Raw genomic sequence first — 16,212 nt, forward strand, 5'->3', positions numbered from 1 at the left:
CGCGTTTGGCAGGCATTCAATCAGACAACGTGCTGTGTCGCGCCCCCTCAAAGTCGCATACTACAGACCAGCCCGTTGCTGCTGCGATCCCCAGACGCCGGTTGAAAGAAACCCTCAATCCGTCTCTTGAGTGGTCGCCGATCCCTGCACGCCCGAAAGCACGATATCCTCGTCGATCACCGACAGCGCCCGGTTCAGATGTCCTTCGAAGACCAGGATCTGCTCATCGGCCACCACCCTGATCTCGGGCATGCCTTCCATGCGCACGATATGCGACTGCCCCAGACCCTCTTCGATCCCTTGCCGAAGAAGGTCGTAATACCGCGTGCCCGGCCCGGTGATGGCGATCGGCATGCGCTCCGTCAGGCTCAGCATGCGCGACAGCCCGTTGCCGAGCGCCAGCCCTGCCTGGCGAAAGGCGAAGGCGGGGACGCGGTGCCCCTGGCGCGCCTTGGCGGCGATCTTGTCCAGTTCCGCCACCGGCACGAACTTTGCCGGAATCGTATCGAGCGGCACCTCGAAGGCGCTGCGCAGGATCGCGTAGAAACCGGCATAGGCCTCGATGCAGCCGCGGGTGCCGCAGCGGCAGAGCCCACCATTGGCCATGTGCAGCATGTGCCCGAAATTCGGCGCCGATATCTCCTGGCCCGTCTGGTTTCCGCGCCTGACGATGCCGAGCCCGACGCTATGGCCGAGCGAAAGGGCGGCGAGCGAACGGAAATCGGCGCCTTTCACCATCTCTTCACGCGCGCCGAGCGCTGCCGCGACCAATAGCGTCTCGTTGTCGAGGATCACCTTGGCCTGCCATTCCGGCCGCAGCGCCGATTCGAAATCGATCTGGTCACTGCCGAAAATCGGCGACCAGACGAGAACCGGCTCGGTGGAATTGACCAGCCCCTTGCTGCTGATCGAGATCAGCAGCACCTTTTCTTGGCTGATCTTCGAGCGATCGAGAATGCGCAAAAGCCCGGCCCGCACTGCCGCGACGAAGCGGCCAGCACCCGCAGGATCATGCGAACGTTCCTCGCTGAAGCGGTCGATCAGCTTGCCGGCATAATCGACCAGCGAATATTGCACCGCATCCGAGGAGATGATGACGACGATGAGATAGCCGCAATCGCGTCGCTGCCGCAGCAGCACGCGCGGCCGGCCGCGGCCGCTTGCCGGCTGATGTTCAGATTTTTCGATGATCTGGGCTTTTTCCAGCTCAGTGGTGATGGCCGAGATGGTGGCCGACGACAGCCCGGTGAAATCGGATATTTCGGTATGCGCGAGCGCACCGTGGCGACGCAGCACGGACAGCACGAGCACGCTGTTTCTCTGCCGGACCAGCTCCGTGCTCGACTTGGTCAGCATGAACGCCGCCCTCTCTCCCTGCTTGCTCCACCCTTGGTTTCCACTGCATCTCCAGCCGATGTTTCGCAAGGAAATTAAGCCGGCAGTGCAGTGTTGACAGTTGAAAAAATCTCTGACACTAAATTTCTCGACTGTCGAGAAAAAAATCCGAACCTTTCTCGACAGCTTTTCGCGGTGGCCGGAGGAAGCATGGGCTGGGCCGGTCGCAATCCACTCGGGAGGACATTATGAAGTCGATTTTGAAATTGATGGCCGGTGCGGCCATCCTCGTTTCCGTGCATACCGCTGCCATGGCTGCCGATCTCGTCGTCGGTGTTTCCTGGTCGAATTTCCAGGAAGAACGCTGGAAGACGGACGAAGCCGCCATCAAGAAGGCTCTCGAAGCCAAGGGCGCCAAGTATATTTCCGCTGACGCGCAGTCTTCTGCCGCAAAGCAGCTTACCGACGTCGAATCGCTGATCTCGCAGGGCGCCAACGCGCTGATCATTCTCGCCCAGGACTCCGACGCAATCGGCCCGGCGATCGAAAAGGCCGCCGCTGAAGGCATCCCGGTCGTCGGCTATGACCGCCTGATCGAAAACCCGGCTGCCTTCTACATTACCTTCGACAACAAGGAAGTCGGCCGCCTGCAGGCTGAGGGCGTTTTCAAGGCCAAGCCGGAAGGCAATTACGTCTTCATCAAGGGCTCGTCTTCCGATCCGAATGCCGACTTCCTGTTCTCGGGCCAGCAGGAAGTGCTGAAGGCCGCCATCGACGCCGGCAAGATCAAGAATGTCGGCGAGGCCTATACGGACGGCTGGCTGCCGGAGAACGCTCAGCGCAACATGGAGCAGTTCCTGACCGCCAACAACAACAAGGTTGACGCCGTCGTCGCATCGAATGACGGCACCGCCGGCGGCGCGATCGCTGCTCTCGACGCACAGGGCCTCGCCGGTTCCGTTCCGGTTTCCGGCCAGGACGGCGACAAGGCAGCACTCAACCGCATCGCTCTCGGCACGCAGACGGTTTCCGTCTGGAAAGACAGCCGCGAACTCGGCAAGCGCGCCGCTGAAATCGCTCTCGACCTCGCCGGCGGCAAGGACATGAGCAAGATCGACGGCGCCCAGGCTTTCAAGGGCGGCCCCAAGGGCGTCGAAATGCAGTCCGTCTTCCTGAAGCCGCTTGCGATCACCAAGGAAAACCTGAACGTCGTCATCGACGCCGGCTGGATCTCCAAGGCTGAAGCGTGCCAGGGCGTCAAGGCAGACAGCGTCGCTGCCTGCAAGTAAGCCACGGGCTGTAAACTGAAATTTCCGGCGCCGCAGCGGAACACCGTTGCGGCGCCGGATGCGGATGAGAATTCCAACGACGAAGTTTTCTCCGCCTCGCCGCACCATCGCGAGTTTTCATTCCCTGCCGGAACGGTGTCGCGACGCCACGCGACCGGTTTCCGGAAGCATCGCGGTGGTGAGTTGAAGAACAGACGCATGACGCTGATGGCAGCCTCTAGCACGCCGGCGCGTCCGTCCAAACAAAGTGGGGGAACGGCAAACCCATGGCCGAAATGGTAAAATCCACAACATCAAGCGGACCGCGAGCGGCGGAAGCCAGTCCGGTGACCCGCTTCTTCCGCGCCACCGAGATCGACACGCGTCTGCTCGGCATGATCGGCGCGCTGATCATCATCTGGATCGGTTTCCACATCATCACCGGCGGTCTCTTCCTGACCCCGCGCAATCTCTGGAACCTCTCGGTCCAGACGACCGACATCGCCGTCATGACGACGGGCATGGTGCTGATCATCGTCACCCGCAACATCGACCTGTCGGTCGGTTCCGTGCTCGGCCTCTGCGGCATGATCATGGGCGTGACGCAGGCCAAGATCCTGCCGGAATATATCGGCTTCGACAGCCCCTTCACCTGGGCGATCACGCTGCTGGTCGGATTGACGGCAGGTTGCCTGATCGGCGCCTTCCAGGGCATCATCATCGCCTTCCTCAACGTTCCCTCTTTCATCGTCACGCTCGGCGGCCTGCTCGTCTGGCGCGGTGCCACCTGGCTCGTCACCAGCGGCCAGACGGTTGCCCCGATGGACCAGACCTTCCGCATCATGGGCGGCGGCGCCGAGGGCTCGATCGGCGCCACCTGGAGCTGGATCGTCGGCATCGGCGCCTGCCTCTTCGTCATCGCAAGCATCGTCGGCTCACGCCGGCAGCGCCGGCGCTTCGGTTTCCCGCGCCGGCCGATGTGGGCTGAATATTTCCTCGCCATCCTGAGCTGCGTGCTCATCCTCGGCGCGGTCTGGATTGCCAACAGCTATTACTGGCCGATCAACATCGCCAAGAAATATGCCGAGACCAACAATATTCCCTGGCCCGAAACCGGCCTGGACATTCCCTACGGCATCGCCGTGCCGGTGTTGATCGCGATCGTCGTCGGCATCATCATGACCTTCATCGCGACAAGGCTGCGCTTCGGCCGCTATGTTTTCGCAATTGGCGGCAATCCCGAAGCGGCCGAGCTCGCCGGTATCAAGACCCGCTGGGTCACCGTACGCATCTTCGCGCTGATGGGCATTTTGGCCGCTATCGCGGCCGCGATTTCCACCGCCCGCCTCAATGCCGCGACGAACTCGCAGGGTACGCTCGACGAGCTCTACACCATCGCCGCCGCCGTCATCGGCGGAACGTCGCTGGCTGGCGGCACCGGCACCATCGCCGGCGCCATGCTCGGCGCGCTCGTCATGCAGTCGCTGCAATCGGGCATGGTGCTCGCGCATGTCGATACGCCGCTGCAGAGCGTCGTCGTCGGCACCGTCCTTGTCGTGGCGGTCTGGCTCGACACCGTCTACCGCGCCCGTGCCAAGTGAGAGGAGCCCCAGATATGGCTGATCAACGCACTCCCCTCGTGGAACTGAAAAACATCTCGATCTCCTTCGGCGGCATTCACGCCGTCGACAATGCCTCGGTCGATCTCTACCCCGGCGAAGTGGTCGCATTGCTCGGCCACAACGGCGCCGGCAAGTCGACGCTCATCAAGATCCTCTCCGGCGCCTACAAGCGCGATGGCGGCGAGATCCTGATCAATGGCGAGCCTGCCGACATCCGCAATCCGCGCGATGCCAAGAAATACGGGATCGAGACGATCTACCAGACGCTCGCCGTCGCCGACAATGTCGACGCCGCCGCCAACCTCTATCTCGGTCGCGAGCTGAAGACCCGCTGGGGCACGCTCGACGACGTCGCAATGGAGGCCTCGGCCCGCGAGGTGATGGGGCGCCTCAACCCCAACTTCAAGCGCTTCAAGGAGCCGGTGAAGGCGCTTTCGGGCGGCCAGCGGCAATCGGTGGCGATCGCCCGTGCGATCCTCTTCAACGCCCGCATCCTGATCATGGACGAGCCGACGGCAGCACTCGGCCCCCAGGAGACGGCGCAGGTCGGCGAGTTGATCAAGCAACTGAAGAAGGAAGGTATCGGCATCTTCCTCATCAGCCACGACATCCACGACGTCTTCGACCTCGCCGACCGCGTCTCGGTGATGAAGAACGGCCAGGTGGTGGGCCACGCCCGCACCGAGGATGTGACCAAGGACGAAGTGCTGGGGATGATCATCCTCGGCAAGGTGCCGCCAAAGGCCATCCCCGGCCCCGGCGCCATGCAGATCTGACCGCCGCCAGGCGACAGTCGACAACAATCACGCTCCGCCGTCCGCAAGGCCGGCGGAGTTTTCATATGCATTCACCGGACTGACGGATAAAAAACGTCCGCCAAATCGCAAGCATCGGTATTTCCGAGAATTTCGCGATTGAAGCCAGCCGCAAGCTAGGCTAAGAACCACCCATCGGACAGGCGATTCAAACCGCCTTCGGCATGCACCCGTAGCTCAGCTGGATAGAGTGTTGGATTCCGATTCCAAAGGTCACAGGTTCGAATCCTGTCGGGTGCGCCAGTCTTTTCAGGGTCCGTTCTGGACACATAGGTTACGGTTTATTCCTGAGACATAGGTAACACTTTTGGACCGAAAGGGTTCGGCAAAGGTTCAAGCCTGCATGTCTCATCATCGAAGTATCCCAGATCGTAATCCATAAAGCTTGTAAGCCAGATATGGTCTTCGACCTGCTTGATGCCGACGGCCTGACCGGCGAAGACCAGACTGAGATTGATCTTCTTCCGCTTGTAGCAGATGCGTCCGCATGTTGTGACGGTGACTGTCTGGTCGTGGAGCGGGTAGTCGAGATCGGGTAGGCCGCGGTAGGCGCGCGGTGAAGCGTCGTAGCATTCTGCCGGGCAGGCCATGTTGAGCGCCTGGTGGGGCCGCTCGGTGTTGAACTCCTCGACGAAGTCGTCGAAGCGGGCTTGCTGCTGCAGGAAATTGTCTCCGGCCGGCTTGGTTGTCTCAAGTTTCAGTGTCAGATGCATGCGCTCATGGCGGCCGTTCTGCTGCGGGTTGCCCGGCTTGATGCGCTCGATGTCGATACCGAGCCTGAGCCACCAGACGGCGAGCCGCGACAGATTGAACAGTCCGTTGGGGCTGGCGAAAGGCACTCCGTTGTCGGTTCTGATCGCCTTGGGCAGGCCGAACTCCTTGAAGACGCGTTCGAAAACGGTGAAGGCGTAGACCTCCTTGGTCGTGTGCAACGCTTCGCAGGCCAAAAGATAGCGGCTGGCGAAGTCGGTGATCGTCAATGGGTAGCAATAGCGCTTATCGGCAAGCATGAACTCGTGTCCTTCCCGAGAGAGGGGTGACAGTTCATACCGGAGACATGGGTTACACTTTTTGCCTTTGCGAGGAGAGCGAAGGTGCCTTGGCAGGAGTGCAACCGCATGGACGAGCGTCTCAAATTCGTTGCGCGGGTTCTGGATGGCGAGAAGATAGCGGCGCTGTGCCGCGAATTCGGCATCTCCCGCAAGACCGGTCACAAGATCATCAGCCGCTATAACGACAGCGGTCTGGAAGGACTGACAGATCGATCGCGACGGCCTTACCGGCACGCCAATCAGCTTCCTTTCCAAATCGAGAAGCTGATTGTGCGGACCAAACAGGACAAGCCCAACTGGGGCGCACCAAAGATCAGGGAGCGGCTGGCGCGGCTATATCCGGATGTTCACACGCCGGCGATCTCAACCGTGCATGCCGTCCTCGACCGCAACGGCCTGGTCAAGCACGGTAGGCGGCGACGCAACAGGGCTGAAGGAACAGCCCTCTCCAATCCAGGGCTGCCCAACGACCTGTGGTGCGCCGATTACAAAGGCGAGGTCCGTTCTGGACACATAGGTTACGGTTTATTCCTGAGACATAGGTAACACTTTTGGACCGAAAGGGTTCGGCAAAGGTTCAAGCCTGCATGTCTCATCATCGAAGTATCCCAGATCGTAATCCATAAAGCTTGTAAGCCAGATATGGTCTTCGACCTGCTTGATGCCGACGGCCTGACCGGCGAAGACCAGACTGAGATTGATCTTCTTCCGCTTGTAGCAGATGCGTCCGCATGTTGTGACGGTGACTGTCTGGTCGTGGAGCGGGTAGTCGAGATCGGGTAGGCCGCGGTAGGCGCGCGGTGAAGCGTCGTAGCATTCTGCCGGGCAGGCCATGTTGAGCGCCTGGTGGGGCCGCTCGGTGTTGAACTCCTCGACGAAGTCGTCGAAGCGGGCTTGCTGCTGCAGGAAATTGTCTCCGGCCGGCTTGGTTGTCTCAAGTTTCAGTGTCAGATGCATGCGCTCATGGCGGCCGTTCTGCTGCGGGTTGCCCGGCTTGATGCGCTCGATGTCGATACCGAGCCTGAGCCACCAGACGGCGAGCCGCGACAGATTGAACAGTCCGTTGGGGCTGGCGAAAGGCACTCCGTTGTCGGTTCTGATCGCCTTGGGCAGGCCGAACTCCTTGAAGACGCGTTCGAAAACGGTGAAGGCGTAGACCTCCTTGGTCGTGTGCAACGCTTCGCAGGCCAAAAGATAGCGGCTGGCGAAGTCGGTGATCGTCAATGGGTAGCAATAGCGCTTATCGGCAAGCATGAACTCGCCTTTGTAATCGGCGCACCACAGGTCGTTGGGCAGCCCTGGATTGGAGAGGGCTGTTCCTTCAGCCCTGTTGCGTCGCCGCCTACCGTGCTTGACCAGGCCGTTGCGGTCGAGGACGGCATGCACGGTTGAGATCGCCGGCGTGTGAACATCCGGATATAGCCGCGCCAGCCGCTCCCTGATCTTTGGTGCGCCCCAGTTGGGCTTGTCCTGTTTGGTCCGCACAATCAGCTTCTCGATTTGGAAAGGAAGCTGATTGGCGTGCCGGTAAGGCCGTCGCGATCGATCTGTCAGTCCTTCCAGACCGCTGTCGTTATAGCGGCTGATGATCTTGTGACCGGTCTTGCGGGAGATGCCGAATTCGCGGCACAGCGCCGCTATCTTCTCGCCATCCAGAACCCGCGCAACGAATTTGAGACGCTCGTCCATGCGGTTGCACTCCTGCCAAGGCACCTTCGCTCTCCTCGCAAAGGCAAAAAGTGTAACCCATGTCTCCGGTATGAACTGTCACCCCTCTCTCGGGAAGGACACAAACGTTTATCGTATGTTTCCAAACCTGACTGCCATTCGCTCGACGGTCGCCGATGGATCACTCGCAGATTTGCGAGTCGACGCGTCCTGAAAAACTACTGGAATTGCACGGTCGCCGGCAAGTCGATAACGCTCTTCAACTGAAAGTAAGGCTTCGCTACGACGTGGAGCCCGAAACAGGGAAACGAACTCAAAAAAATCTGTCGGCACGGGAACAATATGCTCCGTTGATCGTAAAACCTTCGGGTCGTGCGGAGATTCGTTACACTTCGCTACATGCGACCCACCTCAACCTTAGCCCCGCTCCATAGTGGGGCCTTTTTTGTGTCTGCGGTCTCGCCAGACTTGCAGCGCACCTTCGTGCAGCAGCGGCATGGAAGGCTTGCGAGGCGCGCTTTGTCACGACCGCAGTTCAACAGCAACACCTCCAAAAGCAATTGACTAAGAATGATTATTGAACAGTGGCGGCTTTGAAAACAGAACCATTCGTGTATAGGATCGCGGGTGTGATTTGCGAGGCAACTGGGATACGTCCCGGCCTTATTGCTTGGACGTCCAACCAAGTTATGCCTGAACTCGCCCTAGACTTCCCGGATTCCATTTGGTAGCGAGCAATAGCAACAAGTGGTTGTAGATTTTTTCTGCCGCGTTGACTCAAAGGTCGCGCGATTTTGCCGGGGACAATACTCGCATGCCAATCCAAGTAAGACAGACTCGATATTTTTTTGTAATTTCGGCGGCTCTTCTAAGCGCCGCGAGCATCCTTCAGGGATGCCAGAGTGACACACGGAACGCCCAAACATTTAGACCGAACGACAAGTTTCTTTCGAACAAAGGCGGCTCGTCAAGCAGTGCTGAAAACGCGCCGAGCCAACCTAACTCGGCGACCCACTCAAGCCCGCCGAGCGGTATGGGCCCAGCCGGCAACGGTATGGGAGGTCCAGCCGGCAGTCCAGCCGGCAGTGGTATGGGTGGCCCTCTGCACTAAGGCAGCGCCGTTGCGTTTACCTCGACGAGCGGCGTTGTGGACGGCAGACCTATCTAGCGACTCCGCCTGCGGATAAGCTCCGCAGGCGCCTCCTCCAGGCGAATCGCGGTATCTAGCTCTGCGACGAGCATTACGAAGTTCCGACCGATTCCGGCACGTGCGACCGTCGACTTCTCCCACCCGAATAATCACATTGATGGTGTCGCCTCGGCGCTGACATCGACGAATTATCGCGAGTGAGTCGGACTTCGGTCCGATGGTAGACAGCAATCTCTCTGCTAATTTCCGTTCCGCTGAGACTGCAAAACTCAGCACGAAAAGGGTGTCTGCCCCTGATCCGGAGCACCCTTTTCAAACTCGTTTTCGGGAATCCCCCCTTAACCCTCGGCACCGACGGTTTGCGGGCGGCCAACCTTCCAATTGATCATAGGGTATAGGTAATCTGTCGGGGCATCTTGCGTGCGATGGTGTTGCCAGTTCCATCGCATCTTAAGCGGGCGGTCGTCAAAGTCGAAGTCTGTGATTCCTTCCACAGCAATTGCTCATCGATACGGCTCTGCTTGTGACTATTGACGATGGCAGTGAGCGTGGCGGTCAGATAGGTCTGCGGATCGACGGCTCGATGAGCGAAGCAATGGTCGCCCTGTTCTCCTGCCCCTCGCCTTCAAATCGAACGTAGAACGGTCGCGCGCGTGAGCAACACGTCTTCGAGCAAGATCAACCCTGGTTTGGTAACGGCTTACCCTCGTAGCGCACGCGAAAATTCCTCCTGTGAAAATCCTGCTCGAAGCAGACGAAGACGAGTTCCAGGTCATTGGCGCTGTCGCGCTTCCCAAGGAGACTGAGCGTGACAACGATAACGCCACTGTATCCGCGCGTCAGGCGGAAAGCCGCGTTGCGGATGTCGGTCCCTTCTGGATCCCTCCGGTCTTCGCGGCGCTCATAGATGACCCAGAAGCGGGCAGCATCCCAAGTCTGCCGTAGGATTTGACTGACCTCTGCCTTGAACTCTTCGGCATGCATTGCCGGACCCCAAGACAATGCCGTCTCGCCCGCATCGCTAACGACATTGAGGTAACCGTCATATCGGTAGGCGCCTGACAGTGACCGTTCGATCATCTCGAATGCCGTGTTTTCGGTGATTGTTGTTTTGAAGAGAATTGCCATGGAATCGCTGCGTGCCACTGCCGATATGTCGGTGAGACGGCGAGATTACTGGGTGTCGCCTGGGCGAGCAACGGTGACTTAATTCGGGCATCCGAGTCCGCCGCATCGTTCCGGAGATCTGCCTGCCCATACCGGAGACATAGGTAACAGAACGTCCCTAAGACATGGGTGACAACCTTGTGCCGAACGGGTTCTCGATGGTTTGCAAAGTCCTCTGCTCCAGATCGATATATCGGAGATCATAGCGCATGAAGCTGACGAGCCAAACGCCGTCATCGACCTCCTCGATGTCGAGCTCTGGCCGGCCATGACTGTGAAGATATTGATCTTCTTGGGGTACATGCAGATGCGGCCGCAATCGATCACCAGTACGTCACGGTCGTGGGAGCGTATTTGTGCTTGGCTCCCATGAATGGGCGCAGGGGCGCGATTTCGCCTCGGGTTGGGGCCCGCATCCTCAATTCGCCAAGCTCACGCATCCGCTCGTTAGCAATTTGTTGACCATAAGCTGGCTTTACTAAGCGTGATGGATGCGGAGGTTCCCGCCCGTCGTCGAGTGTTTGGTGTGGGCGGGTTTGTTCGTGTTGAAGTATCCAGTGCAAGGATTGTCGGCCGGGGCCTTGGGCGGAATTGCCACGCTACTGTCGCGTGCGGAACGGTTGGTCGCGCAGACCATTCTGCCGGCTCTGTTTGCGCTGCCGGCCCTTGTCGGCTCTGCATCATTTGCCTCGGCGGAAGATCGGGCCCTGAAGCTGTTCTTTACCCATACGGGCGAGAGGGCCACGATTACCTATAAGCGGGACGGAAAGTTCGATCCCAAAGGCCTCGCCCAGATCAATCGGTTTCTGCGCGACTGGCGAAGGAACGAGCCGACCCGGATGGATCCCCGGCTGCTCGACCTGGTCTGGGAGGTGTACAAGCGCAGCGGCGGCAAGGACTACATCCATATCGTCTCCGCCTATCGTTCGCCCACCACCAACAACATGCTCCGCAACCGCTCGCGCAGCACGGGCGTCGCCAAGAAGAGCCAGCACATGCTGGGCAAGGCGATGGACTTCTACGTTCCCGGCGTGAAGCTTTCGACGCTGCGCGCATTGGCAATGCAGATGCAGGTCGGCGGTGTCGGATATTATCCGACCTCGGGATCGCCCTTCGTCCATCTCGACGTCGGCAATGTCAGGGCCTGGCCCCGCATGTCTCGGCAGGAACTCGCGCGACTATTCCCGAACGGGCAGACGATGCATCTCCCGGCCGATGGCCGGCCACTGCCGGGATACAATCAGGCGATTGCGAACTACAAGAAGCGCGTCGGCCCCTCGATCCAGATCGCCAGCACCGCGGGAGAAGACGAAGACGCAGGAGCGTCGACCAGGCCGAGCGGCGACACCGCTGACAATAAACTCGTGACGGCGCTTCTGCCCACGCCCCGAAGCCGGGCAGTGAATGCGCTGGCGCTGCAGACCGGCGCGGTCGAGCGGGATGACAAACGGTCTGCTCCAGATGTTTCATCTTTGCCGATTCCGATACCGGCGATGCGCCCGCCTGCCCTCGAGCACGACGCTGATATGGATGACAAACTGGAGACGGCATCGATCGGCCCAATTGATGTGCTTCCGGACAGACCGGCGCCTGCATTGCCGGGCTACGCGCGCTTCGAACCCCTCCGTGTTGCACACCAGGCCTCCAAGCAGGGCGCTGATATGATCGCCTCCCTGCCGATGACCGCTTCCTGGGAAGAAGCAAATTTCCTAGAATCGACGTCCGACGCGGCGCTGATAAAATGGGCGCTGCATTCTCCCGGCGAGGTGATGGAATTGAGCGCGCCTCGCGTTTCCCCCCGCGCGGTTCATCGGGAGGTCAACGCCGCGACATCCGGTGAAGCTATCATTCCGGTGGCCGCCACAGACCTGTTCGATGCCAGCCGGTTTGCGTCGCCTCCGGAGGGCTGACCTCAATCATCAGAGCTTGATGCGCAGCACCTCTTACGACATGCGACTTCGGCGCGGTATCCGCTTATTGTCCCGGAGCGGTCTCTATGGGGTAGTGAGCATCCTCCCACGCGGGAAAGCCACCGGCAAAGTGGTAGACATTCTTAAACCCCCATACCAAAGCTTTGGCCGATGCGTAGGCGGAATCGCCGCAATATTTGCCATGGCATGAGAAGATCACTTCCTCCTCCCTGCTCACGGCCTTCGACAGAGTGTCCTTTGCCAAAACCTCCACGACCGATAGGTTGATGGCTCCCGGCGCATGCCCGCGACCAAAGCTCAGAGCGGTGCGCACATCGACGAGCTTGACGCCGCGGTCGTGCAGCCGCTTGGCCGTCGGGGCGTCTATTTCAGTGGCTCCCTTGATATTATATTCCCCGTTGCTTTTGCCGATCAGGCGAGCGTATTCGTCATAGGAAATATCTGTGCCCGCTCCCTCCGGCACGCCGGCTTTGCGCAAGCCCTCCTTCAGGCGCTCGCGATAGGTCGAATCGTAGTTGAAAATGTCGCCGTACCAGTACCATCCCAGTTCCTGCACCGTCAGCGGGGAGTAGCCGGCGGGAACCGCGAGCGCGTTGTATTTTTCGGTGTTATCCTGAACGCCGTCCGTCCGCCCGAGGTGGCCGAAGCTCGACACCAGCGTGGCGTAGTCTTCACTGACGTCTGATTGCCTGATCACCAGCAGTTCGAGGTTCTTCACCGCCGCCTCATATTTCTCCTGGTGGAATTGTGAAATCGCAAGAACCCTGAGATAGCTCGGCGGATATTGCGGGTCGACACGCATAGCTCGTTGCACTTCGCGTTCGGCTTCCGGAGCCTGGCCCGTTGCGTTCAAAATGCGTGCTTTGCTGAGGTGATTTTCGGGATCATTGGAATCGAGTTCCATGGCACGACTGATTTTGGCAAAGGCGTCAGCATACCGGCCCTGCCTTGCCAGCACTTCAGCGGAGATCGCATAGGCAAGCGAATTGGGCTTTCGAATCGCAAGAGCCAGGTGCCGATCCACACGTTCCATCGCCCTCTCGAAGCCAAGGTTGGCGGCCTCGCAATTGGAAACGGCAATCCTCCAATTCGCCGAAGCGAGCGCCGCATGAGCGCGGCTGTAATCGGGGTCGAGCTCGATCGCCCTTTCGAAAAAGGGAATTGCCTTGAGGGTTTCATTCTCACTGTCGTGGCGCAGGTGATCCCAGCCTTGCAGCAAAGCGTCGTAAGCCTGCGGGCTATTCGTCTCCGCCTGCTCGGACTGAGATCGCTCCGCATCCTGAAGCGTAAAAATCTCGTTCATCGCGCCGTCATAGCGGTCAGCCCATAGATGATGGCCGCCGAGCGCGTCTATGAGCTGTGCGTTGATGCGGACCTGGTCGCCCTGGCGGCGCACGCTACCTTCCAGGATATAACGGACCCCGAGTTCCCCGGCCACCTGCTGAACTTTGATGGGCTTGCCCTTGTAGGCGAAGGTGGAGTTTCGAGCGATAACAAAGATGCTGGACAGCTTCGAAAGGTCTGTGATCAGATCTTCCGTCATGCCGTCGGCGAAATAGGCCTGTTCCGGATCGGAACTGATGTTGTCGAACGGCAGGACGGCAATAGACGGCTTGTCAGGCAGCGGGAGTGCCATGCGAGCGATCGATGCCGTTTCCGCGCTGGTCGTCCATGGACCCAGCCATATTGCGACGAAGGCAGCCACCAGAACCAGAGCCACCGCCGCGAGCGGTCCCCAACTGCGAAGACGCTGGATTTTGAACTGCCAACGAGGAGCGTTTCCATCGAACAGCACGCGATAGGTGCGTACGGGGCGCGCGATGTTTTTGACATGCTGCTCGCCAATAAATTCAAGCGGCAGTTCGAGCTTGCCTTGCAAATGATCGAAAGCAGTGCCGGATACAAAAAGCCCTCCGGACTCACATATCTGCTCCAGGCGAGCAGCGACGTTGACCCCATCGCCCAGCAAATCATCGCCCTCCACGACGACGTCGCCCAGGTTGACGCCCATGCGGAACAGAAGCCGCTGTTGGGGCAGGATATCCACTTGCCGTGCTGCAACCTGCTTTTGCAGGGCAACCGCACATAGGACAGCATCCACGACGGAGCCAAATTCCACGATCGCGCCATCGCCCATGAGCTTCACTGTGCGTCCGTGATATTCCGCGAGCAGTGGGTCGAAGACTTCGGAGCGCAATGCCCTCATCGCGGCCAGCGTACCGGCCTCGTCATCCTCGATAAGTCTTGAATAACCAACGATATCGACGGCGAGAATTGCAACCAGCCGCCGCTCGGCATGATCGTCTCCCATGGTCATCCTCTCCAGCGAGGTGACGAAAGCCACGCTTAGCGGATCCTTCGGTCGACGGGAACACTCCTCCGGCCTCCGCTATTCTACTCCCGTTTCCTTCTCCAGACGAATGAACTCTTTCGAAATATGGCTATCCCGTTCGCGCTGGTCATATCACCGCCTGCGCGACAAGCATGTCGACGTGTACGCCAATGAGTTCGTATTTCCGTTGGAACAGGCGAAGGCACTTCCGGAGGCATAAACCCGGCAAAATGTTGCGGTATCCTTTGCCCGCCTGAAAAGGCGCGCGGGCGCCGTCATTTGGATGTCGAACTACGATGCCCCCGTTTCCGCGCCCGCAAACTCAGACCAAAGTCCGATCCACCCCGGACTTCGTGCCCATACAAAACCTTCGATCACTGTAATAACAATAATATATTCTCAAGTAACGAAGCGAGACGATGTGAGAAACTGCGTTGACTTCATTGGATCGCATTTATGTGACGACTTCTACTTAGAAAATGAGACCCACAAACTGGTTGTTGTTGACAATCTTTGCACCGGATCTTTCGAAAATATAACACACATTCGGATGCCCGTTTCCACAGGCAACCTCATCTCCCTGGATCCGGAACTCGTTGGAGAGGTTCTCGATACCATGCCGATTCCTTCGATCGAACCGTTGATGGTGGCGGCCGTCTCATGGCACGGATGGTCGAGATTGGGCGGGCAACGATCACCTGTAACATCCGGCCCGGCGCGGCCGACCGTTATCGAGCGCAGCATCGGCAGCGACACACGTCGCCTTAAAGTAGGTAGATTTAACGATTAACATTAATACGCGAGTATTTCTTAGAACTTTTCTAAGTAATTGTCATGCATTACAGGCGATGCTAATAGACAAGCAGCTTAATCTCAAGTCACGAGGCACGAAGCAATGAAGAGCGTATTGATTTCTGGCGGGGCTGGCTTCATCGGATCCCACATGTGTGATCGACTTTTGCTGAGGACGGACATTCAGAAGCTGGTCGTTGTTGACAACCTCTGGACCGGGCTTTTCGAAAATATCGCCCACATCCGGGACCCCCGTTTCCACTTCGTGAAATCCGACGTCGAGACACTGCAGACCTCGGATAAATTCGACGAAATCTATCACCTTGCATCCCCCGCATCGCCGCCATGGTACATGAAGGAGCCGAAGAGAACGATCTCGGCCAATCTTCTCGGCGCATTCCGGTTGCTCGACTTGCTGAAGAAGGGCGGACGTTTCGGTTTCACCTCTTCTTCCGAAGTGTATGGCGATCCTCTGGTGTCGCCGCAGCCGGAATCCTACAAGGGTCAGGTCGACTGCACCGGACCGCGCTCATCCTACGACGAGAGCAAAAGGTGCACGGAGTCGCTGCTGTTCGAGATGCAGCGTACCCAAGGGCTCGACGTCAAGATCGTTCGCCCCTTCAACATCTACGGTCCGCGGACACGTTCCGACGATGGTCGCGCGGTCTCCAACTTCATCACTCAGGCGCTTTCGGGTCGCCCGATTACCGTGTTCGGCGACGGCCTTCAGTCACGCAGCTGGGGTTATGTCGATGACGTTGTCGATGGTTTCGCGCGATATTTCTGGATAAATGAAACCGACTATAAGGGGCCTCTGAACGTCGGCAATGATCGCGAGATTTCGGTTCTCGAGGTCGCCCAATATGTCTCCAAACTCGTTGGTGGCGTGCCGATCGTCTTCGAGCCGTCACCGCCGCAGGACCCCACGAACAGACGGCCGGACCTGACCAACGCGCACTATGTCATGCCCGAGTGGTCGTGCAAAATCACCTACGAACAGGGCGTGGCGATGACGCTCAATTGGTTCAGGGAACAAATGAAGGCGCACGCGGCCGAATAAACCACGATGACTTTCGAGGC

General features: G+C 59.0%; 9 protein-coding genes, 1 tRNA gene and 4 pseudogenes. 7 read left to right on the forward strand and 7 right to left on the reverse strand.

Going from position 1 to position 16,212, the window contains the following annotated elements:
* Positions 1 to 114: 114 nt before the first annotated feature.
* Complete coding sequence (locus U5G49_RS16410) at positions 115 to 1,356, reverse strand: ROK family transcriptional regulator (RefSeq protein ID WP_193443353.1); 1,242 nt, start codon at positions 1,354 to 1,356, stop codon at positions 115 to 117.
* 227 nt (positions 1,357 to 1,583) lie between these two features.
* Between U5G49_RS16410 and xylF the strand changes: the two genes are divergently transcribed.
* The 4 genes from xylF (at position 1,584) to U5G49_RS16430 (ending at position 5,283) form a co-directional block, all read left to right on the forward strand.
* Positions 1,584 to 2,624 (forward strand): D-xylose ABC transporter substrate-binding protein, encoded by a 1,041-nt coding sequence (gene xylF, locus U5G49_RS16415; RefSeq protein WP_018073829.1) that lies wholly within the window; start codon positions 1,584 to 1,586, stop codon positions 2,622 to 2,624.
* A gap of 266 nt (positions 2,625 to 2,890) precedes the next feature.
* Complete coding sequence (locus tag U5G49_RS16420) at positions 2,891 to 4,204, forward strand: sugar ABC transporter permease (protein ID WP_047618756.1); 1,314 nt, start codon at positions 2,891 to 2,893, stop codon at positions 4,202 to 4,204.
* Between the two features lie 14 nt (positions 4,205 to 4,218).
* Positions 4,219 to 5,001, forward strand: a complete 783-nt coding sequence (locus U5G49_RS16425) for an ATP-binding cassette domain-containing protein (RefSeq protein ID WP_003542059.1) — start codon at positions 4,219 to 4,221, stop codon at positions 4,999 to 5,001.
* Between the two features lie 205 nt (positions 5,002 to 5,206).
* A tRNA-Arg gene (locus U5G49_RS16430) sits at positions 5,207 to 5,283 on the forward strand.
* A gap of 38 nt (positions 5,284 to 5,321) precedes the next feature.
* Here U5G49_RS16430 and U5G49_RS16435 read toward each other — a convergent pair.
* A pseudogene (locus U5G49_RS16435) lies at positions 5,322 to 6,056 on the reverse strand (integrase core domain-containing protein); the annotation flags it as partial.
* A 78-nt stretch (positions 6,057 to 6,134) separates the two neighbouring features.
* Between U5G49_RS16435 and U5G49_RS16440 the strand changes: the two are divergent.
* A pseudogene (locus U5G49_RS16440) lies at positions 6,135 to 6,614 on the forward strand (helix-turn-helix domain-containing protein); the annotation flags it as partial.
* Between the two features lie 3 nt (positions 6,615 to 6,617).
* Here the strand turns inward: U5G49_RS16440 and U5G49_RS16445 are convergent.
* The 4 genes and pseudogenes from U5G49_RS16445 to U5G49_RS37330 all read right to left on the reverse strand — a co-directional run.
* Positions 6,618 to 7,805 carry an integrase core domain-containing protein gene (locus tag U5G49_RS16445; protein WP_432417007.1) on the reverse strand — a complete coding sequence of 396 codons (1,188 nt, stop codon included), beginning with the start codon at positions 7,803 to 7,805 and terminating at the stop codon, positions 6,618 to 6,620.
* Positions 7,806 to 9,391: 1,586 nt separating this feature from the next.
* Positions 9,392 to 9,528 (reverse strand): annotated as a pseudogene (locus U5G49_RS37125) (transposase domain-containing protein); the annotation flags it as partial.
* A gap of 60 nt (positions 9,529 to 9,588) precedes the next feature.
* The gene (locus U5G49_RS16450; RefSeq protein ID WP_047618758.1) at positions 9,589 to 10,038 is read right to left on the reverse strand and encodes a hypothetical protein; all 450 of its coding nucleotides are present in this window, start codon (positions 10,036 to 10,038) and stop codon (positions 9,589 to 9,591) included.
* Between the two features lie 157 nt (positions 10,039 to 10,195).
* Positions 10,196 to 10,430: pseudogene (locus U5G49_RS37330) on the reverse strand (IS481 family transposase); the annotation flags it as partial.
* A gap of 138 nt (positions 10,431 to 10,568) precedes the next feature.
* On the opposite strand from U5G49_RS37330, the gene U5G49_RS16455 reads away from it, so the two are divergent.
* The gene (locus tag U5G49_RS16455; protein WP_115157176.1) at positions 10,569 to 11,987 is read left to right on the forward strand and encodes a DUF882 domain-containing protein; all 1,419 of its coding nucleotides are present in this window, start codon (positions 10,569 to 10,571) and stop codon (positions 11,985 to 11,987) included.
* A gap of 64 nt (positions 11,988 to 12,051) precedes the next feature.
* Here U5G49_RS16455 and U5G49_RS16460 read toward each other — a convergent pair whose 3' ends face one another.
* A complete protein-coding gene (locus U5G49_RS16460) occupies positions 12,052 to 14,319 on the reverse strand; it encodes a rhodanese-like domain-containing protein (protein WP_193445063.1) in 2,268 nt (755 codons plus the stop codon).
* A 916-nt stretch (positions 14,320 to 15,235) separates the two neighbouring features.
* Between U5G49_RS16460 and U5G49_RS16465 the strand changes: the two genes are divergently transcribed.
* Complete coding sequence (locus U5G49_RS16465; RefSeq protein ID WP_018243184.1) at positions 15,236 to 16,192, forward strand: NAD-dependent epimerase/dehydratase family protein; 957 nt, start codon at positions 15,236 to 15,238, stop codon at positions 16,190 to 16,192.
* Positions 16,193 to 16,212 lie beyond the last annotated feature (20 nt).

The organism is Rhizobium indigoferae, from assembly GCF_034554815.1.
Taxonomy (GTDB): Bacteria; Pseudomonadota; Alphaproteobacteria; order Rhizobiales; family Rhizobiaceae; genus Rhizobium; species Rhizobium leguminosarum.

What these genes read in the sequence shown, in the direction of transcription:
- U5G49_RS16410 (WP_193443353.1), bottom strand. Translation starts at nt 1,356, where the DNA reads ATGCTGACCAAGTCGAGCACGGAGCTGGTCCGGCAGAGAAACAGCGTG.
- xylF (WP_018073829.1), top strand. Translation starts at nt 1,584, where the DNA reads ATGAAGTCGATTTTGAAATTGATGGCCGGTGCGGCCATCCTCGTTTCC.
- U5G49_RS16420 (WP_047618756.1), top strand. Translation starts at nt 2,891, where the DNA reads ATGGCCGAAATGGTAAAATCCACAACATCAAGCGGACCGCGAGCGGCG.
- U5G49_RS16425 (WP_003542059.1), top strand. Translation starts at nt 4,219, where the DNA reads ATGGCTGATCAACGCACTCCCCTCGTGGAACTGAAAAACATCTCGATC.
- U5G49_RS16450 (WP_047618758.1), bottom strand. Translation starts at nt 10,038, where the DNA reads ATGGCAATTCTCTTCAAAACAACAATCACCGAAAACACGGCATTCGAG.
- U5G49_RS16455 (WP_115157176.1), top strand. Translation starts at nt 10,569, where the DNA reads ATGCGGAGGTTCCCGCCCGTCGTCGAGTGTTTGGTGTGGGCGGGTTTG.
- U5G49_RS16460 (WP_193445063.1), bottom strand. Translation starts at nt 14,319, where the DNA reads ATGGGAGACGATCATGCCGAGCGGCGGCTGGTTGCAATTCTCGCCGTC.
- U5G49_RS16465 (WP_018243184.1), top strand. Translation starts at nt 15,236, where the DNA reads ATGAAGAGCGTATTGATTTCTGGCGGGGCTGGCTTCATCGGATCCCAC.